The sequence below is a fragment of the Xanthomonas sp. GW genome, assembly GCF_014236815.1.
Classification (GTDB): domain Bacteria; phylum Pseudomonadota; class Gammaproteobacteria; order Xanthomonadales; family Xanthomonadaceae; genus Xanthomonas_A.
Genome location: NZ_CP051189.1, coordinates 2,468,029 through 2,486,840, shown reverse-complemented (window position 1 = coordinate 2,486,840; position 18,812 = coordinate 2,468,029). Strand labels below are relative to the sequence as shown.

The 18,812-nt window shown below is 66.8% G+C and carries 14 protein-coding genes and 3 pseudogenes; 5 read left to right on the top strand and 12 right to left on the bottom strand.

What is annotated here, in order from left to right; genetic code table 11:
- Window positions 1-9: 9 nt before the first annotated feature.
- From qatD to HEP73_RS10465, 3 genes and pseudogenes are all read left to right on the top strand, one after another.
- On the top strand, window positions 10-813 hold the full coding sequence (gene qatD, locus HEP73_RS10475) for a Qat anti-phage system TatD family nuclease QatD (RefSeq protein ID WP_185823106.1): 804 nt from the start codon (window positions 10-12) through the stop codon (window positions 811-813).
- Window positions 813-2,036 carry a TIR domain-containing protein gene (locus tag HEP73_RS10470; protein ID WP_221899395.1) on the top strand — a complete coding sequence of 408 codons (1,224 nt, stop codon included), beginning with the start codon at window positions 813-815 and terminating at the stop codon, window positions 2,034-2,036. Before qatD ends, HEP73_RS10470 begins: the two co-directional genes overlap by 1 nt.
- Window positions 2,037-2,653: 617 nt before the next feature.
- Window positions 2,654-3,927: pseudogene (locus HEP73_RS10465) on the top strand (IS3 family transposase).
- Between the two features lie 30 nt (window positions 3,928-3,957).
- Here the strand turns inward: HEP73_RS10465 and HEP73_RS10460 are convergent.
- From HEP73_RS10460 to folD, 4 genes and pseudogenes are all read right to left on the bottom strand, one after another.
- Window positions 3,958-4,167, bottom strand: a pseudogene (locus tag HEP73_RS10460) (Arm DNA-binding domain-containing protein); the annotation flags it as partial.
- Window positions 4,168-4,468: 301 nt separating this feature from the next.
- Window positions 4,469-6,034: a glutamine-hydrolyzing GMP synthase gene (gene guaA / locus HEP73_RS10455; RefSeq protein WP_185823105.1), complete on the bottom strand. Its 1,566-nt coding sequence runs from the start codon at window positions 6,032-6,034 to the stop codon at window positions 4,469-4,471.
- A 130-nt stretch (window positions 6,035-6,164) separates the two neighbouring features.
- Window positions 6,165-7,622 (bottom strand): IMP dehydrogenase, encoded by a 1,458-nt coding sequence (gene guaB / locus HEP73_RS10450; RefSeq protein WP_185823104.1) that lies wholly within the window; start codon window positions 7,620-7,622, stop codon window positions 6,165-6,167.
- A 188-nt stretch (window positions 7,623-7,810) separates the two neighbouring features.
- Window positions 7,811-8,722 carry a bifunctional methylenetetrahydrofolate dehydrogenase/methenyltetrahydrofolate cyclohydrolase FolD gene (gene folD, locus HEP73_RS10445; RefSeq protein WP_185823103.1) on the bottom strand — a complete coding sequence of 304 codons (912 nt, stop codon included), beginning with the start codon at window positions 8,720-8,722 and terminating at the stop codon, window positions 7,811-7,813.
- A gap of 51 nt (window positions 8,723-8,773) precedes the next feature.
- Between folD and HEP73_RS10440 the strand changes: the two genes are divergently transcribed.
- On the top strand, window positions 8,774-9,070 hold the full coding sequence (locus tag HEP73_RS10440) for a DUF1244 domain-containing protein (RefSeq protein ID WP_185823102.1): 297 nt from the start codon (window positions 8,774-8,776) through the stop codon (window positions 9,068-9,070).
- Window positions 9,071-9,844, top strand: a complete 774-nt coding sequence (locus HEP73_RS10435; RefSeq protein WP_185823101.1) for an alpha/beta hydrolase — start codon at window positions 9,071-9,073, stop codon at window positions 9,842-9,844.
- Window positions 9,845-9,952: 108 nt separating this feature from the next.
- On the opposite strand, the gene HEP73_RS10430 is transcribed toward HEP73_RS10435, so the two are convergent.
- The 8 genes and pseudogenes from HEP73_RS10430 to HEP73_RS10400 all read right to left on the bottom strand — a co-directional run bounded on the left by HEP73_RS10430 (window position 9,953) and on the right by HEP73_RS10400 (window position 18,800).
- On the bottom strand, window positions 9,953-11,803 hold the full coding sequence (locus tag HEP73_RS10430) for a monovalent cation:proton antiporter-2 (CPA2) family protein (protein ID WP_185823100.1): 1,851 nt from the start codon (window positions 11,801-11,803) through the stop codon (window positions 9,953-9,955).
- Between the two features lie 337 nt (window positions 11,804-12,140).
- Window positions 12,141-12,284 (bottom strand): annotated as a pseudogene (locus HEP73_RS22835) (molybdopterin-synthase adenylyltransferase MoeB); the annotation flags it as partial.
- 83 nt (window positions 12,285-12,367) lie between these two features.
- Window positions 12,368-13,507 (bottom strand): molybdopterin-synthase adenylyltransferase MoeB, encoded by a 1,140-nt coding sequence (gene moeB / locus HEP73_RS10425; RefSeq protein WP_185823099.1) that lies wholly within the window; start codon window positions 13,505-13,507, stop codon window positions 12,368-12,370.
- A gap of 62 nt (window positions 13,508-13,569) precedes the next feature.
- Window positions 13,570-14,787 (bottom strand): molybdopterin molybdotransferase MoeA, encoded by a 1,218-nt coding sequence (locus tag HEP73_RS10420; protein WP_185823098.1) that lies wholly within the window; start codon window positions 14,785-14,787, stop codon window positions 13,570-13,572.
- Window positions 14,784-15,389 (bottom strand): molybdenum cofactor guanylyltransferase, encoded by a 606-nt coding sequence (gene mobA / locus HEP73_RS10415; RefSeq protein WP_185823097.1) that lies wholly within the window; start codon window positions 15,387-15,389, stop codon window positions 14,784-14,786. The genes HEP73_RS10420 and mobA overlap by 4 nt, the downstream gene beginning before the upstream one ends.
- A gap of 3 nt (window positions 15,390-15,392) precedes the next feature.
- A complete protein-coding gene (gene der, locus HEP73_RS10410) occupies window positions 15,393-16,790 on the bottom strand; it encodes a ribosome biogenesis GTPase Der (protein ID WP_185816306.1) in 1,398 nt (465 codons plus the stop codon).
- A 16-nt stretch (window positions 16,791-16,806) separates the two neighbouring features.
- Complete coding sequence (gene bamB, locus HEP73_RS10405; protein ID WP_458309666.1) at window positions 16,807-18,162, bottom strand: outer membrane protein assembly factor BamB; 1,356 nt, start codon at window positions 18,160-18,162, stop codon at window positions 16,807-16,809.
- Window positions 18,162-18,800, bottom strand: coding sequence for a YfgM family protein (locus HEP73_RS10400; protein WP_185816305.1), 639 nt, complete (start codon window positions 18,798-18,800; stop codon window positions 18,162-18,164). Before HEP73_RS10400 ends, bamB begins: the two co-directional genes overlap by 1 nt.
- Between the last annotated feature and the right edge of the window lie 12 nt (window positions 18,801-18,812).

The window sequence follows — 18,812 nt, the reverse complement described above, 5'->3', positions numbered from 1 at the left end:
GGTACGCGCATGATCGCCACTGCGGGCCTCGTGGACTTCCACTGCCATCTTGACCTCTACCCGGATCATGCAGCAGCGGTCCAGGATGCGGAGGCGTCCGGCGTGTTCACGCTGGCCGTAACGACGACACCTCGCGCGTGGCCCCGCAATCACGAACTCGCGCAGCGCACGAAGCATGTGCGCGCAGCGCTGGGGCTGCACCCCCAACTGGTCGCGGAGCGTGAAAGCGAGATCGAGCTGTGGGATCGGTACTTCGCGGAGACGCGCTACATTGGCGAAGTCGGATTGGACGCCGGCCCCCGGTTCTTCAAGTCGCTCGATGCGCAGAAGCGTGTATTCCAACATGTGTTGCAGCGTTGCGCGCAGGCGGGTGACAAGATCATTACGGTCCACAGCATCAGGTCGGCCAAAGCGGTACTCGATCTCGTCGAAGCGAATCTGCCGCCCGAACGTGGAAAAATCGTTCTCCACTGGTTCACGGGAAGCAAGAGCGAAGCGAAGCGCGCGTTGGAGTTGGGCTGCTACTTCTCCATCAATGCCGGGATGCTGGGCAATGAGAGGCACGCACCGATGGTACAAGCGATTCCCTTGGATCGGATGCTGACGGAAACTGATGGCCCCTTCACAAAGACGGATGATCGACCATCTAAACCTGCCAATGTTGCAGTAGCAGTAGAAGCGCTCAGTCGGCTACATGGAATGCCTGCTTCCTTGATTGCCGCGACGATGCGAGCGAATCTGCGTGCCCTACTCGAACCTAATGATGGAGCGAAGAGTAGTCACCCTCTCCCATCTGGGTCTACCGACTCCTAATGGAGACTACCGAAGTGCAAAAAAAATTTCATGTTGCCTTGTCTTTTGCTGGCGAAGATCGTGTGTATGTCGACGCCGTGGCCAAGGCGTTGCAAGCCGAAGGTGTCGATGTCTTCTACGACAAGTTCGAGGAAGTCGATTTGTGGGGCAAGGATCTCTACACACATTTGAGCGATGTCTACCAGAACCGAGCCGTCTTCACTGTCATGTTCGTTTCCGAGGCATACAGGAAGAAATTGTGGACGAACCACGAGCGCAAGAGCGCCCAAGCCCGCGCATTTACCGAAAGCCACGAATACATCTTGCCAGCCTTTTTTGATGAGACTGTCGAAGTGCCTGGTCTCTTGAAGACGACAGGACACATTGCTCTTACAGATCGTTCGCCTGCTGCCCTAGCCGAACTCATCATCAAGAAACTGAGAAAGGCCGGTGTACGCCTGAAGCAGGCCTTTTCGTACTCGGACGAGGCCAAGGCGGATGTGGACTTCCCGCTAAAGAACGGAAACAAAATCGCCGATATCATTAAGGCGATGAAGACCTACAACTGGTACCAGCAGAACCCGGCCGTTGTAGCCGTACTTGAACTCGATTGGAGCAAGGTCAGCGCTGACGAAGCCTTTGTGCTTGGCCGCAATCTATATCAATGCGCTTGTGGAAATGAGAATCGGGCAGTCGCGTTCTTGGACAAGCTGCGCCAGGAGTTGGCGTCCATTCCGATCGAGCGGGCGCTCGACCTGTTGAACGGGATGTTCTTCGAGGTCTACTTCAGTGCTGCTGGTGATTTTCGTTCCGGAAAAATCAAGGGACGGTGTTTAGAGAAGCTCCTGGCTATCCAAACGGTGAAGAAGTACGAGTCCGCAATGCTGTTCATCCAGCGAGCGCTTGAACCATATCGAGACGAGCTTCCGTTTGTACCTTCCACTGCACCGCAGGAGGTGGTCGTGGAGATGATCGTTAAGCGAAGTGCCCCACCCATCGTCAAATCACTGACGATCGGGGACCGCAATCTGCTGAGTAAAAACGAGGACAGCGATAGCCCAGAAGGGCGGGTATGGCGACTTTCATTCCGTGGCTTCACGGTCAAGGAACTGAAGGCACAACTCGCCAATGAATGGAGTATTCCGCCCGACTTGCTCAAAATTGAGTCGGACCGCAAATTGGACCCGAAGCTTGAACTTGAGTTGCCGGAAGGAGTGAGCATTCGATGGCCGGCGCGCAAATGATGTCGACCATTCAAAATGGCTCGACCGACACTGGCATCACTTGCAGCGCCTGAATCCCGTAACGCCGATGCTGATCGACGAAGCACATCTATCCGTGTTCTTTGCGCGTACCGATGAGTTCGACTTGACACGCTTCGATCCAGAGATCGCCGGACCAGTCGGCCTGCTCCGACGTGAAGTAGGCCATGGCGTGACGCAGTCGCGCCCCAATATAGGTACTACCCAGGCATGCGCGGCTTCTGGGGCATGGGCCGCGCGCTTGCCTGCCCTTATCTGCCTGCGACTTTCCTGCGACGGCCTCGCCCCCCACACGCACCAAGCGCTTTGCGCCTAAAGTACCCGCCACGTGGGTTCGCTCGGCAAGGTGCGCCCGAGGGGCTTTCCAGCTGTCTACGCCCAAGTTGAAGCCGGCTTGTGCAGTAGCCCTGACACGCCACGGATGGTCGGGATGGCCGCGCGGAGAGACATCGCCAAAGGCGCTCTGCTGAGCGCGGCCTACTGCGCCTCCTTTCTGCTGGCGTGGCGCTACTCCATGGACCAGTGGTACTGAGATAGCCCCCTGATTCCCTGGCCCCGTCCTGTCGCTTATCTTTTGAGATAGGAACAGGACTGTACATATGAGTAGGCATACGGAGTCAGTAGAGGTAGTGGTGAAGGACCAGCGCCGCAGGCGCTGGTCCCTGGCTGAGAAAGCGGCCCTGGTGCGGCGCACCTACGAGCCGGGCATGAGCGTGTCGCTGGTGGCCCGCCAGGAAGGTGTCTCGGCGGGACTGCTGTTCCAATGGCGCAAGCTCGAACGCCAGGGAGCGTTGACGGCCGTGTCTGCAGGTGAGGCGGTGGTGCCGGCATCCGAGCTGGCTGCCGCCCGCGCGGAGATCGCAAGCTCCAGCGCGTGCTCGGCAAGAAGACCCTGGAGAATGAAATCCTCAAGGAAGCCGTGGAGTACGCCGCCGAAAAAAGTGGATTGCGCGCTCGCCCTTGTTGCCCGGGGACGATTAGTGAAGACGGTCTGCCGGACGATGGGGATGGCGCGTTCACATGTGCGTGACCTGCTGGTGCGCGATGACGCATGGACCGATGGCCGCAGGCACCGCACGCCCTGCGGTGATGCCCAACTGCTCGCAGAGCTGCGCCAGGAGATTGCGCAGTTGCCCAGCTATGGCTACCGGCGTGCCTGTGCCCTGGTCAATCGCCAGCGCGCTGCGCGGGGCGCGCCCAGGGTCAATGCCAAGCGCGTCTATCGGGTGATGGCAGGCGCTGGCCTGCTGCTGCCCAAGCCCCACGCCGACGCCAGTCCGCACGCCTCCACGAGGGCCGTGTGGCGGTCTCGCGCAGCGACGTGCGGTGGTGCTCCGACGGTCTGGAAATCCAGTGCGACTCCGGCCAGACCGTGACGGTCACCTTCACGAAAGACTGCTGCGACCGCGAGGTCATGGCTTGGCGGGCCTGGGAAGGCAAGGGTCTGCCCGGCGAGCCGGTACGCGAGATGCTCATCGAAGCTGTCGAGCGCCGCTTCGGCGCGGTGGAGGCGGTGCCGGCAGGCCAGGCGCTGGAGTTCCTGAGCGACAACGGCGGGGCCTACATCGCCGCCGAAACGAGGGCGCTGGCATGCGCGCTGGGCCTGAAGCCCATCAACACGCCCGTATGCAGCCCACAGAGCAACGGTATTGCCGAGAGCTTCGTCAACACCTTCAAACGAGACTACGTGGCCCGCATGGACCTGCGTGATGCCCGGACGGTGCTGGCACAGCTACCGGCGGCCTTCGAGCACTTCAACGAGGTGCATCCGCACTCGTCGCTGAAAATGTGTTCGCCTCGTGAGTTCAGGCGGCAGCAGGCCGCCCGGGTGCGGCTGGAGCCATCGGTGGACCAGACGCTTTATTGCGAATAGGACGGGGCCGGGAAAACGGGGGCAAGATCAGATGAGCTTTTCGCGGGCCATCGCCAACGAGAGGCCGGCAGGCCCGCAGCGCCCGATCGTGAGCGTCTCCCGGCGCCCATGAAGACGGTAGTCGTAGCGGAAGGTGACGGTACCGGTAGGCGATACCGTCACGTACATTCCATCTCGATCAAAAGCCTTATAGATCTTGGGCTTAGGCTTGAGATTGCGCAGTGCAGTGTCGGTCAGCATCGAGGTTTTCACTCCTGTTCGTGACGGCTTTTACCGTCAGGGACTTGGAGACCCGCTGATGCTCGGAAAGCCGCATGAAATAAGCTTTCCTCAAGAGGTTTTTACCGTCAAAGACCGTTTCGGCCTCAATAGTAAACGGGAGGGTCTTGATCCGACCTCCGGTTCGTACCGCCAGCGGTACCGCCAACCTGTCGTGCTGGCCAGCGATAGCCACCGATAGAAGCCGCGACCTTTTTCCTTTCAGAGCAACACGTTGCGGCGATTTTTCGATAGCTGGCGATAGTCCCCGAAGGACCTGATTTCACTCCCACTCGATCGTCGCCGGCGGCTTGCCGGAGATGTCGTAGACCACGCGCGAGACGCCGCGCAGTTCGTTGATGATGCGGTTGGACACGGTGCCGAGGAAGTCGTACGGCAGGTGCGCCCAGTGCGCGGTCATGAAGTCGATGGTCTCCACCGCGCGCAGCGCGATCACCCATTCGTAGGCGCGCGCGTCGCCGACCACGCCCACCGACTTGACCGGCAGGAACACCGCGAACGCCTGGCTGGTCTTGTCGTACAGATCGGCCTTGCGTAGCTCTTCGATGAAGATCGCATCGGCCTTGGCCAGCAGTTCGGCGTACTCGCGCTTCACTTCGCCGAGGATGCGCACGCCCAGGCCTGGACCGGGGAACGGATGGCGGTAGACCATCGTGCGCGGCAGGCCGAGCTCCACGCCCAGGCGCCGCACTTCGTCCTTGAACAGCTCGCGCAGCGGCTCGACCAGACCCAGCTTCATGTGCTCGGGCAGGCCGCCGACGTTGTGATGGCTCTTGATCACGTGCGCCTTGCCGGTCTTGCTGCCGGCCGACTCGATCACGTCCGGATAGATCGTGCCCTGCGCCAGCCACTTGGCGTTGGCCAGCTTGTTCGACTCTTCGTCGAAGATCTCCACGAACAGGTTGCCGATGATCTTGCGCTTGGCTTCCGGATCGCTCACGCCGGCCAGCGCGTCGAAATAGCGGTCGGCGGCGTTGACCCGGATCACCTTGACGCCCATGTGCTCGGCGAACATCGCCATCACCTGGTCGCCTTCCTGCCAGCGCAGCAGGCCGGTATCGACGAACACGCAGGTCAGCTTGTCGCCAATCGCCTTGTGCAGCAGCGCGGCGACCACCGACGAATCGACGCCGCCGGACAGGCCCAGGATCACCTCGTCGTCGCCGACCTGGGCGCGAACGCGCGCGATCTGGTCGTCGATGATGTTGGCCGCGGTCCACAGGGTCTCGCAGCCGCAGACGTCGACCACGAAGCGGCGCAACAGGGTCTGGCCCTGCAGCGTGTGGGTGACTTCCGGATGAAACTGCACGCCGTACCAGCGCTTGGCCTCGTTGGCCATCGCCGCGACCGGAATACGCTCGGTCACGGCACTGATGGTGAAGCCCGGCGGCACCTGCGAGACATGGTCGCCATGGCTCATCCACACGTTCAAACGCGCGGCGCCGGCATGGTCGGTCAGCCCGGAGAACAAGGCATCGGCCGCCACCACATCCACTTCGGCATGGCCGAACTCGCGCTGGTCGGCGGCCTCGGTGGCGCCACCCAGCTGCGCGGCCATGGTCTGCATGCCGTAGCAGATGCCGAACACCGGCAGGCCGCTGTCGAACACTTCCTGCGGCGCGATCGGCGCGCCCGGCAGCGTGGTCGATTCGGGACCGCCGGACAGGATGATGCCCTTGGCGCCGAAGCCGGCGATCTGCGCCGGATCATGGTCCCAGGCCCAGATCTCGCAGTAGACCCCCAGCTCGCGGATACGGCGCGCGATCAGCTGCGTGTACTGCGCGCCGAAATCGAGGATGAGGATCTTGTCGCTGTGGATGTTGGTCATTGGGGCCGGGATTGGGGATGCGGGATTGGGGATTCGCAACAGCGGGATGGCGGCGATGTGCACTGCCGGTGGAGACGCGGCGGGCTACTACGAATCCCCAATCCCGAATCCCCACTCCCGCGCATGGGCATCAGCCCATGCGGTAGTTCGGCGGTTCCTTGGTGATCTGCACGTCGTGGACGTGGCTCTCGCGCTGGCCGGCACCGGTGATGGTGACGAACTTGGGCTTGGTGCGCATTTCCTCGATGGTCGCGCAGCCCACGTAGCCCATCGTGGCGCGCAGGCCGCCGATCAGCTGGTGGATGATGCCGCTGAGCGGGCCGCGGTACGGCACGCGGCCTTCGATGCCTTCCGGCACCAGCTTGTCGGCGTCGGAGGCGTCCTGGAAATAACGGTCCTTGCTGCCCTTCTCCATCGCGCCCAGGCTGCCCATGCCGCGGTAGCTCTTGTAGCTGCGGCCCTGGAACAGTTCGACCTCGCCCGGGGCTTCCTCGGTGCCGGCGAACAGGCCGCCGACCATCACCGTGGAGGCGCCGGCGACCAGCGCCTTGCCGATGTCGCCGGAATAGCGGATGCCGCCGTCGGCGATCAGCGGGATGCGGTCCTGCAGCGCCTCGGCGACCATGTCCACCGCGGTGATCTGCGGTACGCCGACACCGGCGACCACGCGCGTGGTGCAGATCGAGCCGGGACCCACGCCGACCTTGACCGCGTCGGCGCCGGCGTCCATCAGCGCCAGCGCGGCATCGCCGGTGACGATGTTGCCGCCGATCACCTGCAGTTGCGGATAGGTCTTCTTGACCCAGGCCACGCGGTCGATCACGCCCTGCGAGTGGCCGTGCGCGGTATCGACGATGACCACGTCCACGCCCGCCGCGGCCAGCAGTTCGATGCGCTGCTCGGTGTCGCCGCCGACGCCGACCGCCGCGCCGACCAGCAGGCGCGTGGAAGCGTCCTTGGCGGCGTTGGGATTGTCGGTCTTCTTCTGGATGTCCTTGACCGTGATCAGGCCGCGCAGCTCGAAGCTGTCGTTGACCACCAGGATCTTCTCGATGCGGTTGCGATGCAGCAGCTGCAGCACTTCCTCGTCGCTGGCGCCTTCGCGCACGGTGATCAGGCGATCCTTCTTGGTCATGATGTGGCGGACCGGATCGTCGAGCTTTTTCTCGAAGCGCATGTCGCGGCTGGTGACGATGCCGACCAGCTCGCTGCCGTCGACCACCGGCACGCCGGAGATGTTGCGCGCGCGGGTCAGTTTCAGCACTTCGCCGATGGTCGTTTCCGGACCGACGGTGAACGGCTCGGTGATCACGCCGGCTTCGAACTTCTTGACCTTGGCTACTTCCGCGGCTTGCTGCTCCGGGGTCAGGTTCTTGTGGATGATGCCGATGCCGCCGAGCTGGGCCATGGCCACCGCGAGGCGGTGTTCGGTCACCGTGTCCATCGCCGCCGACAGGAGCGGCAGTTTCAGGCGCAGGTCGCGGGTCAGCCGGGTTTCCAGGCTGACGTCCTTCGGCAGGACGATCGAATGGGCGGGGACGAGCGAAACGTCGTCGTAGGTTAAAGCTTCAGCCTGGATGCGCAGCATCGGCGGACCCGAATGTGGGGAAGCGCGGCATTTTAACGCATTTGGGCCGGGATTGGAGATTTGGGATTCGGGATTCGCAACGGCGAAGCCTTCCGCAGCCGGCCGTTTGCATGGTTGCCTGGACGCCAACGGCCGGCCGACCTCGGAGGCAACCGCGATCGACCGACGCACGCGCTTTGCCGTTGCCTTTAACGAATCCCGAATTCCGAATCCCGAATCCCAGCCGCATCAGCGGCTTCGATCGTGTTCTGCATCAGGGTGGCCACGGTCATCGGCCCGACTCCGCCCGGGACCGGGGTGATCCAGCTGGCGCGTTGCGCGGCCGCGTCGAAGCCGACGTCACCGACCAGGCGGCCGTCGTCGAGGCGGTTGATGCCCACGTCGATCACCACCGCGCCGGGCTTGACCCACTCGCCCGGAATCAGGCCGGGACGGCCCACCGCCACCACCAGGATGTCGGCATCGCGCACGCGCGCCTGCAGCACCTCCGGCGGGGTGAACTTGTGGCAGCAACTGACCGTGCAGCCGGCGATCAGCAGTTCCAGCGCCATCGGCCGGCCGACGTGGTTGCTGACCCCGACGATAGTCGCGTTGCGACCGCGCACCGGCTGGTCGGTATGCCCGAGCAGGGTGACGATGCCGCGCGGGGTGCACGGGCGCAGGCCGAATTCGCGCAACGCCAGGTGGCCGACGTTCTCCGGATGAAAACCGTCCACGTCCTTGCGCGGGTCGATGCGGTGGATCAGCCGGCTGGCGTCGGGAATGCCCGGCAGCGGCAGTTGCACCAGGATGCCGTGCACCTTGGGATCGGCATTGAGGCGGTCGATCAGCGCCAGCAGCTCGGCTTCGCCGGTACCGGCCGGCAGGTCGTAGTCGAACGCCTCGATGCCGACCTTTTCCGCCGCGCGGCGCTTGTTGCGCACGTAGACCGTGGACGCCGGATCGCCGCCGACCAGCACCACCGCCAAGCCCGGCCGCGGTTGCCCTGCCGCCAGCCGCGCATCGACCCGCAGCTTGAGTTGGTCGAGCAGTTCGTCGGCGATGCGCCGCCCGTCGAGGATGCGGGCCGGAACGGGGGAGACGGGCGCGGAATCGGTCATCGAGGCGAGCGGGTGTAGAGTCTGGGGACCCCTATTGTCCCCGATTCCGCCATGACCGACACCACCCGCATCGAGGCCGCCGCGTTCCGCCGGCTGCTGCAGCACCTCAACCAGGACCGCAGCGACGTGCAGAACATCGATCTGATGATCCTGGCCGGCTTCTGCCGCAACTGCCTGGCCGACTGGTACCGCGAGGCCGCGGCGAGCGAAGGCGAAACGCTGAGCAAGGAACAGGCGCGCGAACGCGTCTACGGCATGCCGTTCGCCGACTGGAAGGCGCAGTTCCAGGCCGACGCCACGCCGGAACAACTGGCGGCCTTCGCCGACGCGCAACGCCGGCACGGATAGATGCTGCGTCACCTGGGCATCGTCGCGGCGATCGCGGTCGTCGCCTATCTGGTGGTCTGCGCCCTGCTCTACCTGGGCCAGCGCGAGTTGCTGTATTTCCCGCAGGCGACCCGGGTGGCGGCGGCGCAGACCGATTTCGTCCTGCAGCGCAGCCCGGCGCTGCGCCTGCGCGGCTGGCGGGTCAATCCGGGCCGCGACAAGGTGTTGCTGTACTTCGGCGGCAACGCCGAGGACCTGCGCCAGGCGCGCGCGCAGCTGGCGCCGCTGCTGCCCGACTACAACGTGTACCTGCTGGCCTACCGCGGCTACGGCGCCAGCGACGGCACGCCGAACGAGGCGGCGCTGATCGGCGACGCGCTGGCGCTATACGACTATGTCCGTGCCACGCAGCCGCAGGCCGAGATCGCCGTGCTCGGGCGCAGCCTGGGCAGTGGCGTCGCCAGCCAGTTGGCGGCGCGGCGGCCGTTGGCGCGGCTGGTGCTGGTCACCCCGTTCGACAGCCTGGCCTCGGCCGCGCAAGCGCATTACCCGTGGGCGCCGGTGCGCTGGCTGCTGCGCGACCGCTACGACTCGGCCCGCGCGCTGCGCGCTTATCGCGGACCGTTGCTGGTGCTGCGTGCCGGCCGCGACCAGGTGGTGCCGGCGGCAAGCACGCAACGGCTGCTCGATTCCCTGGCGCAGACGCCCACCGTGGTCGCGATGCCACGCGCCGGCCACGACGACATCAACGCCGATCCGCGCTATGCGCAGGCGTTGCGGGCGTTTTTGCGCTGAAGCGCATTCGCGGTCCGCAGACACTGTAGGAGCGGCTTCAGCCGCGACAGGAGCGTTTCCGGAGAGATCAGGTCGCGGCTGAAGCCGCTCCTACAGATCAGCGCCGCCTCAATCGCTACGGCGCTCGTCCACCACCTCCGCCGCCGGCACCGCTTCCGGATTGAGCGTGCGGCTCTCGCGCCGCGGCGGCGTGAACGGGGTCGGCTTGGGTACCGCCGGGGCGATGTTGCCGTACATCAGGCCGCTGCCGGCGCGCACGTCGCCCGCGGCAATCTCCAGTTCCAGGCGCTCGGCGTCGCGACGGCGGATCTCGCGGGCGATGCTCGCGGCCTCGTCCTCGGCCATGCCCAGCTCGATCAGCGCGGCCTGACCGAATTCCACTGCCGATTCGAAGGTCTCGCGGATCTGGTAGTCCACGCCGGCGGCGATCAGCTTCAGCGCATGCTCGCGGTCGTAGGAGCGCACCAGCAGCTTGGCGTGCGGGAATTCCTGCGTGGCCAGTTCGACGATGCGGTTGGCCGCCTCGCGGTTGTCGATGCACACCGCGATGGCGCGCACGCTGTGCGCGCCGGAGGCATGCAGCACGTCCAGGCGGGTGCCGTCGCCGTAATAGATCTTGAAGCCGAACTCGGCCGCGCTCTGGATCATCTCGATATCGTTGTCGATGATGGTCACGTCCACGTCGCGCGCCAGCAGCGACTGGCTGGCGACCTGGCCGAAACGGCCGAAGCCGATGATCAGCACGCTGCCGGTGAGCCCGTCGGCCGCCTCCACGCCGTCCAGCGACGGCGCCTCCACCGGCGCCCAGCGACGGTACAGCAGCACGAACAGCGGGGTCAGCGCCATCGACAGCACCACGATCGCGGTCAGGTTGGCATTGACTTGCGCGTCGATGACCCCGGCCGCGCCCGCGGCGGCGAACAGCACGAACGCGAACTCGCCGCCCTGCGCCATCAGCACGCCGCGGTCCAGCGCCTGCGCGTGGCCGCTGCCGGTGAGCCGCGCGACCAGGTAGATGCACGCGGCCTTGGCCGCCATGAACGCGAGCACGCCGCTGAGGATCAGCGTCCAGTTCGCCGCCACCACCGCCAGGTTCAGGGCCATGCCCACGCCGAGGAAGAACAGCCCCAGCAGGATGCCGCGGAACGGCTCGATGTCGGCTTCGATCTGATGGCGGAAGGTGGATTCGGACAGCAGCACCCCGGCCAGGAACGCGCCCATCGCCATCGACAGCCCACCAAGCTGCATCAGCAATGCCGCGCCCAGCACGACCAGCAGCGCAGCGGCGGTCATCACTTCGCGCGCCTTGGCCGCGGCCAGCAGGCGGAACAGCGGATTCAGCAGCCAGCGCCCGGCCACCAGCAGGCCGACAATGGCCGCGGCGCCGACGCCGATGCCGATCCAGCGCGAAGGCGCATCGGCGGCGACCGGCACCGGCGCCATCCACGCCACCACGGCCAGCAACGGCACGATCAGCAGGTCCTCGAACAACAGGATCGCGACGATCTTCTGCCCCGCCGGCAAGGCGATGTCGCCGCGCTCGCCGAGCAGTTGCATCACCACCGCGGTGGAGGTGAGCACAAAGCCGGACGCGGCGATGAACGCCACCGGCAAGGACAGCCCCAGCGCCAGTCCGACTCCGGTCAGCACCGTCGCGCACACCACGATCTGCGCCGTGCCCAGGCCGAAGATCTGCTTGCGCAGGCTCCACAGGTGCGAGGGCCGCATCTCCAGCCCGATCACGAACAGGAACATCACCACGCCCAGCTCGGCCACGTGCAGGATCGCCTGCGGATCGGCGAACCAGCCGAATCCGAACGGCCCGATCGCCAGGCCCGCGGCCAGATAGCCGAGCACCGAGCCCAGGCCCAGGCGGCGGAACACCGGCACCGCCACCACCGCGGCGCCGAGCAACGCCACCACCTTGATCAATTCACTGCTGTCGGCTGCACTGGTCATGCGCAGATTCTACGCACAAGGCCGCGGCGACCCCATGCATTGGCATGCGGCATGGCGGGCGGAGTACTGCGGCGCGTGCATGCCGTGCCGTAGTGCGTGACGCATCACGGCCATGGAGGGCACCGTGATGCCAACGACGGCGGCGACCGCCCTTCCCTTCTCCCACCGGGACCATGGCCCCCTTTTCGGGGGAAGGTGCCCCGCAGGGGCGGATGAGGGTACGGGCGAAGCCTTGCGATCGAACGGCACGAGGGCTTCGCTCCGGACCCTCACCCCAACCCCTCCCCCGAGGGGAGAGGGGCTTATGGCTCTGCGCCGCAGAACTTTGCGTAGTCGATGCCAGTGAGTCGAAATACGGCAGGCGGCCGCGCAACGGCTCACCGATCTCCAGCAGCAGTTTCAGCACTTCATTGGCCTGCAGCATGCCGACAACTCTCCCTTCTCCCTGCGGGAGAAGGTGCCCCGCAGGGGCGGATGAGGGTACGGGCGAAGCTCTGCGATCGAACAGCGCGAGGGCTTCGCTCCGGACCCTCACCCCAACCCCTCTCCCGACGGGAGAGGGGCTTATGGCTCCGCGCCGCAGAACTTTGCGTAGTCGATATAGCCAGGGAACGCGAGCCCGGGCGCACATACCGGGCACTGCGGGTCGGCGGACAGGCGGGTTTCGCGGAAGCGCATCGCCAGCGCGTCGAAATACAGCAGGCGGCCGCACAGCGGCTCGCCGATCTCCAGCAGCAGCTTCAGCACTTCATTGGCCTGCAGCAGGCCGACGATGCCGGGCAGCACGCCGAGCACGCCGGCCTCGGCGCAACTGGGCGCGAACTCCGGCGGCGGCGGCTCCGGGAACAGGCAGCGGTAGCACGGCGCCTGCCCGCGCCGACGGCCGGCGTCGAACACGCTGACCTGGCCCTCGAAACGCTGCACCGCGCCGTACACCAGCGGCTTGCCCAGCTTCACGCAGGCGTCGTTGAGCAGATAGCGCGCCGGGAAATTGTCCGAACCGTCGAGCACCACGTCCACGTCCTGCAGCAGGCGTTCGACATTGGCCGAGGTCACCCGTTCGCGCACCGGCTCGACCTGCACGCCCGGATTCAGCGCGGCCAGCGCCGCGGCCGCCGACGCCACCTTGGGCTGCCCGACCCGCGCTTCGGTATGCAGGATCTGCCGCTGCAGGTTGCTGCGATCGACCACATCGTCGTCGGCGATGCGCAACTGGCCGACCCCCGCCGCGGCAAGGTAGAAGCCCGCCGGCGACCCCAGCCCGCCGGCACCGACCAGCAGCACGCGCGACGCCTGCAGGCGCCGCTGGCCGTCGATGCCGACCTCGGGCAGGCGCAGGTGGCGCGAATAGCGCTCGAAGAAGTCCTGCTGCTCCGGCGCCAGCGCCGGCTGCTGCAGCGGCAGTCCGTCGCGCTGCCAGCGCGTGGTGCCGCCCAGTACCGAGGCGACGGCGGAATACCCTGCCTGCTGCAGGAACAGCGCCGCTTCGTGCGAGCGCTTGCCGCTCTGGCAGATCAGGATCGTCTCGGCATCGGCTGCGCCAAGATGCGTGGCCGGATCGGCCTGCAGCTGCGCGCGGGCCACGCCGAGCGCGCCCTCGGCCATGCCGGCGGCGCGCTCGTGCTCCTCGCGCACATCGATCAACCGCGCGCCCTGAGCGATGCGCGCGCGGGCCTGCTGCGGAGTCAGTTCTAGGATGCTCATGCGTGCATTATCGGCGCAAACCTGCGGTGCGTCCTTCGCCAAGAAACGCACGCACGCGCGGCTCAGTACGGAAACACCTCGACCACCTCGCCGGCGTCGAAATGGCGCGCGCCCTCGTCCAGGCGCAGCAGCACGTCGCTGTCGGCGGCGCCGCGCAGGCGGTGCGAACCGTCCGCCGGATTCGGCTCCACCCACAGCTGTCCGTGCGCGTCGCAGCGCATGCGCCCGCGCAGGAATTCCAGGCGGTCGTGGCGCTTGTCCCAACCCGAGGCCAGCCGCGCGCGCCATTGCGGGCGCGGCTCGGCGCGCTGCTGCAGCGCGTCCAGCAGCGGCCGCCCGATCGCCATGAACGTGGCCAGCACCGACACGGGATTGCCTGGCAGGCCCAAGAACAGGGCGCGATCCAGTTCGCCGAACAGCAGCGGCATGCCCGGGCGCATGCGCACCTTCCAGAAATGGATGCGGCCGCGCTCGGCCAGCAGCCGCGGCAGGTAGTCCTTCTCGCCGGCGGAGACGCCGCCGCAGGTCAGCACCACGTCGAACGCCGAGGCCGCATCGCTGAGCATGCTGTCGATCCGCAGCGGATCGTCCGGCAGCGTCGGCCACGCGGTCGGCTCCAGGCCGAGCAAACGCAGTTGCGCCATCAGCATGTCGCGGTTGCTGTTGTAGACCTGCCCGGGCTTGAGCGGCATGCCCGGCTCGACCAACTCGTCGCCGGTGGCGAACACCGCCACGGTCGGTCGCGACGCCACCGCCACCTGCGCCACGCCGAGCGCGGCGGCCAGGCCGATCCGCGACGGCGTCAACGCCACGCCCGCTTCGAGCACGCGCTCGCCGGCGCGCACGTCCTCGCCGCGCGTACGCACGTGCGCGCCGGCGACCGGCGCGGCCGGCACCTGTACCTGGCCGTCGCGCTCGACCACGTTTTCCTTGATCACCACCGTATCAGCACCCGCCGGCAGGGGCGCGCCGGTGGTGATGCGCAGGCATTCGCCGACGCCGATCGCCTGCCGCAGGTCCTCGCCGGCGAACTGCTCGCCGGCCAGGCGCAGCACGGTCGGCGCATCCGGATGCAGATCGGCATGGCGCAGCGCGAAGCCGTCCATCGCGCTGTTGGCGAACGGCGGCAGGTCGATCGGCGCGTCCAGCGGTTCGAGCAGGATGCGGCCGTCGGCGCGCGGCAGCGCCAGGCGTTCGGCCGGCAACGGGCGCGACAGGGCGACGGCGGCGACGATGGCCAGCGCCTCGGAATAGGCAATACGGGAGGGATAGTCGTTCATGGCGCCGGCAGGATACCCGCTGCGCGCAGGTCCTGCGGCGTGTTGAGGTTGCCCAGGGTCAACCCGGGCAGCGGCACGCAGGCCAGCGCCAACTGCTGCTGCAGGGCGCGCGGCGCGTAGCGCCCGGCATCCAGCGCCGCGGCCAGCGCGGGACGCAAGCTGGCGACGCGGTACAGCGCCACCAGCGGCTGCGGGCCGTCGTCGTCCTCGGCATAGGCGCCATCCCCATCGCCCCTGGCGTCGATCAACCGGTCCAGCAGCGCTGGCGGAAGCCGGCACAGGTCCACCGGCAAGGTCAGCAGCCAAGGCGTGGCGCAGGCCGCGGCCAGCGCGTCCAGGCCGGCGATCGGCCCCAGCGAGCGTTCGGCGCCAGGCGGCGCGGCGATCCGGTCGGGCAGCGCGCGCAGTCCGGCGGCGGCGTAGCGCGGCAGGTCGCGGTTGGCGCTGACCAGCACCGCCGCGACCGCGGGCGCCAAGGCCTGCGCCAGGCGCTGCACCAGCGCTTGCCCGTCGCGTTGCAGCCAGGCCTTGTCGCAACCGCCCAGGCGTTGCGCGCGGCCGCCGGCGAGGATGCCCAGCGTGACCTCGCGCTGCGCATCCATCGGCTACTTGCCGCGGACGTGCTTCATCAAGCGCCGCTTCTTGGCGATCTGGCGCTCGGTCAGCACGTTCTTCTTGCCTTCGTACGGATTGGCGCCTTCGCGGAACATGAAGCGCACCGGCGTGCCGACCAGCTTGAAGCGCTTGCGGAAGAAGTTCTCCAGATAGCGCTTGTACGATTCCGGCAGCACCTTCAGGCGCGTGCCGTGGACGATGAAGGTCGGCGGATTGCTGCCGCCCGGATGCACGTAGCGCAGCTTGGAGACATGGCCGCGGATGCTCGGCGGCGGATTGGTCTCGTAGGCCACTTCCAGCGCCTGGTTGACTTCGCTGGTACTGAATTCGCGGATCGCCGAGGCATGCGCGCTGTGGATCGAGCGGAACAGTTCGCGCAGGCCGGAGCCATGCTTGGCCGAGATCCGCACCGCTTCGGCCCAGGGCACGAAGCCGAGCTTGCGCGACAGCAGCGCCTCGGCCTGCTCGCGCTGGTAGTCGGTCAGCCCGTCCCACTTGTTGACCGCCACCACCAGCGCGCGGCCGGCGTCCAGGATCGCGCCGAGCACGCTGGCGTCCTGGTCGGTGACGCCTTCGGTGGCGTCGAGCAGCAGCACCGCGACCTCGCATTGCTCGATCGCCTGCAGCGTCTTGAACACGCTGAACTTCTCCACCGCCTCCTCGACCCGGCCGCGACGGCGCAGGCCGGCAGTGTCGATCAGCCGGTACAGGCGGTCTTCGCGCTGCAGATCGACCGCGATCGAATCGCGGGTGGTGCCCGGCACTTCGGAGGCGATCATCCGCTCCTCGCCGAGCAAGCGGTTGACCAGCGTCGACTTGCCGACGTTGGGCCGGCCGACGAAGGCGATGCGCATGCGCTTGGGATCGGTGTCCAGCGTCTCGCCGGCGCCCTCTTCCGGCAAGCGCGACAGCACTTCCTCGAGCAGATCGTCGATGCCATGGCGATGCGCCGCGGACACCGCGATGGCCTCGCCCAGGCCATAGCGCGCGAACTCGGCGCGCACCTGGTCTTCGTCGGTACCGTCGATCTTGTTGATCAGCAGCAGCGTCGGCCGCGCCAGCTTGCGCAGCCAGGCCAGGATCTCGTCGTCGAGCGACGAGGACCCCTCGCGGCCATCGACCACGAACAGCACCAGGTCGGCTTCGCCGGCAGCGGAGCGCGCCTGGTCGGCGGTCGCGCCGGCCAGGCCTTCTTCCTCGCCGGAAATGCCGCCGGTGTCGACGATCACGAACGGGGTGTCCGGCTCCAGCCGGCAGACTCCGTAGTTGCGATCGCGGGTGACGCCGGGCTGGTCATGGACCAGCGCGTCGCGGCTGCGCGTGAGCGCGTTGAATAGCGTGGACTTGCCGACATTCGGCCGTCCAACCAGGGCGACCAGCGGCAGCATCGCGAATTCCCTTCCTTTATTGACCCAACCGGAACGCGGTCAGGTCGCCTTTCGTGTTCTGGACCAGCAGGATGCCATCGGCTACCACCGGCTGCGCTACCAGCGCCTTGCGTCCCACTCGCTCGCGTGCGGCGATCTCGCCGTTGTCGAGCTTCAACCAATGCAGATAACCCTTGTAGTCGCCGACCACGGCGTAGTCGCCCTGGATCGCCACGCCGGTCAGCGAACGCCGCGCCAGCGCCGGCTGCGACCAGGTCGCCGAGCCGGAGGCCTTGTCCAGCGCCCACACCGAGCCGGCATTGTCGGCCACCACCACGCTGCCGGAATTGACCGCGACACCGCCGGCGCCGCCATGATCGCGGGTCCACAGCGGACGCCCGCTCGGGCCTTCCAGCGCCACAGTCTGATTCTTGAAGCTGGTCGCGTACACGGTGGTGCCGTCGAGCACCGGTGCGCCGTCCACGTCGGACATGCGCTCCAGTTCGGTGCGGCCTTCCGGCACGCCGATGGTCTGCTCCCACAGCACGCGCCCGTCCTGCATCGCCAGCGCCGCCAGGGTGCCGTCGTCGTTGCCGATGAACAGCACGCCCGGGCCGGCCACCACCGGCGCGTTGCCGCGCACGGTCAGCGTCGGCAGTTCCTGCACATGGAACCAACGCTGCTGCCCGGTGCTCGCATCGAATGCGGTGACGTGGCCGTCGTTGCTGCGCACGAACACCATGTTCTGCGAGACCACCGGCGCGGCGATCACTTCGTTGGGCACCTTGGCACGCCACTTCTCGGTGCCGCTGACGGCATCGAGCGCGATCACTTCGCCATTGAGGCCACCGACGACGACCAAGCCTTCGCCTACGCCAGGACCACCGGCGAAGCGCGGCAACGGACGGTTCTTCTCCAGCCGCTTGCGCTCCTTCGCCTGCTGCTTCTCGTTGCGCAGGCGCTGCTTGTAGGCGGCGCGCTCGTCCTTGGACAGGCCTTTGCTGGACTCGCCCTCGACCTGGCTCTCCGGCTGCTCCTGCACCTGCGACAGGCGCTCCTTGCGCGCCTTCTTGGCGTCGTATTCCCACAGCGTCTTGCCGGTCTGCAGGTCCAGCGCATAGACCGAACCGGAGGCCGCGGCCAGGTACACCTTGCCGTCGGCCACGGCCGGATGCTGGCGCACGCCGATCCGCTTCTCGCCCTTGCCGGCATCGGTGGACCACAGCTTGACGATCTTCACCGACGGCTTGAAATCGACCAGCTCGGCCGGCTCGGCGGCCTTCTTGGCGGCCGCGTCCTTGCCCGCGAACCAGCCCTTGACCGTGCTGCAACCGGACAGCGCCAGACCCAGCAGCGCGATGGTCGCGATGCGCTTGAACATGACTACCTTCATCAGATCGGCTCCGCAGGATTCGGCACGGTGCCGCCCGCATCCATCAACTTCGTTTCCAGCAGTCGCCGTTGCGGCGCCGCCACGTCCAGGGTGGTCAACGACTTGGCATACGCTTCGCGTGCCGCATCGCGCTTGCCCTGCGCGATCAGCGCATCGCCACGGATCTCCAGGCTCTGGTTGTCGTCGGCCGAGGCCAGCAGCTTCAGCGCTTCGTCGCTCTTGCCGGTCTGGATCAGCAACCGCGCCACGCGCTGGTCGATCAGCAGTTTCAGCTCGCCCTCGGCCTTGAGGCCGCGCAGCGTCGCCAGGGCCTGGTCGTACTTGTCGTCATCGGCTTGCGCCTTGGCCAGGCGCAGCGCGGCCAGTTCGGCATAGATGTTGGCCGGACCCTGCTGCAGCGCCGCCATGTCCTTGCTGGCCTTGTCCAGTTGCTTGGCCTGGATGCTCTTGAGCACGGCGTCGTAGTGGGAATTGGCCAGCGCCAGATCGTTGGAATGCTGCTTGGTCCACCACTGCCAGCCAATGATCGCGCCGATGCCCAGGGCAATGCCGCCGATCAGGCCGGCGCCGTTTTTCCTGAGCCAAGTGCGGACGCGTTCGCTTTGTTCGTGCTCGTCGAGCAGGTCGTCGATCGCCATGCGTACTCTCGC

What these genes read in the sequence shown, in the direction of transcription:
- HEP73_RS10470 (WP_221899395.1), top strand. Translation starts at nt 813, where the DNA reads ATGGAGACTACCGAAGTGCAAAAAAAATTTCATGTTGCCTTGTCTTTT.
- qatD (WP_185823106.1), top strand. Translation starts at nt 10, where the DNA reads ATGATCGCCACTGCGGGCCTCGTGGACTTCCACTGCCATCTTGACCTC.
- HEP73_RS10430 (WP_185823100.1), bottom strand. Translation starts at nt 11,803, where the DNA reads ATGACCAGTGCAGCCGACAGCAGTGAATTGATCAAGGTGGTGGCGTTG.
- HEP73_RS10435 (WP_185823101.1), top strand. Translation starts at nt 9,071, where the DNA reads ATGCTGCGTCACCTGGGCATCGTCGCGGCGATCGCGGTCGTCGCCTAT.
- moeB (WP_185823099.1), bottom strand. Translation starts at nt 13,507, where the DNA reads ATGAGCATCCTAGAACTGACTCCGCAGCAGGCCCGCGCGCGCATCGCT.
- guaA (WP_185823105.1), bottom strand. Translation starts at nt 6,034, where the DNA reads ATGACCAACATCCACAGCGACAAGATCCTCATCCTCGATTTCGGCGCG.
- HEP73_RS10420 (WP_185823098.1), bottom strand. Translation starts at nt 14,787, where the DNA reads ATGAACGACTATCCCTCCCGTATTGCCTATTCCGAGGCGCTGGCCATC.
- HEP73_RS10440 (WP_185823102.1), top strand. Translation starts at nt 8,774, where the DNA reads ATGACCGACACCACCCGCATCGAGGCCGCCGCGTTCCGCCGGCTGCTG.
- guaB (WP_185823104.1), bottom strand. Translation starts at nt 7,622, where the DNA reads ATGCTGCGCATCCAGGCTGAAGCTTTAACCTACGACGACGTTTCGCTC.
- der (WP_185816306.1), bottom strand. Translation starts at nt 16,790, where the DNA reads ATGCTGCCGCTGGTCGCCCTGGTTGGACGGCCGAATGTCGGCAAGTCC.
- folD (WP_185823103.1), bottom strand. Translation starts at nt 8,722, where the DNA reads ATGACCGATTCCGCGCCCGTCTCCCCCGTTCCGGCCCGCATCCTCGAC.
- bamB (WP_458309666.1), bottom strand. Translation starts at nt 18,162, where the DNA reads ATGAAGGTAGTCATGTTCAAGCGCATCGCGACCATCGCGCTGCTGGGT.
- HEP73_RS10400 (WP_185816305.1), bottom strand. Translation starts at nt 18,800, where the DNA reads ATGGCGATCGACGACCTGCTCGACGAGCACGAACAAAGCGAACGCGTC.
- mobA (WP_185823097.1), bottom strand. Translation starts at nt 15,389, where the DNA reads ATGGATGCGCAGCGCGAGGTCACGCTGGGCATCCTCGCCGGCGGCCGC.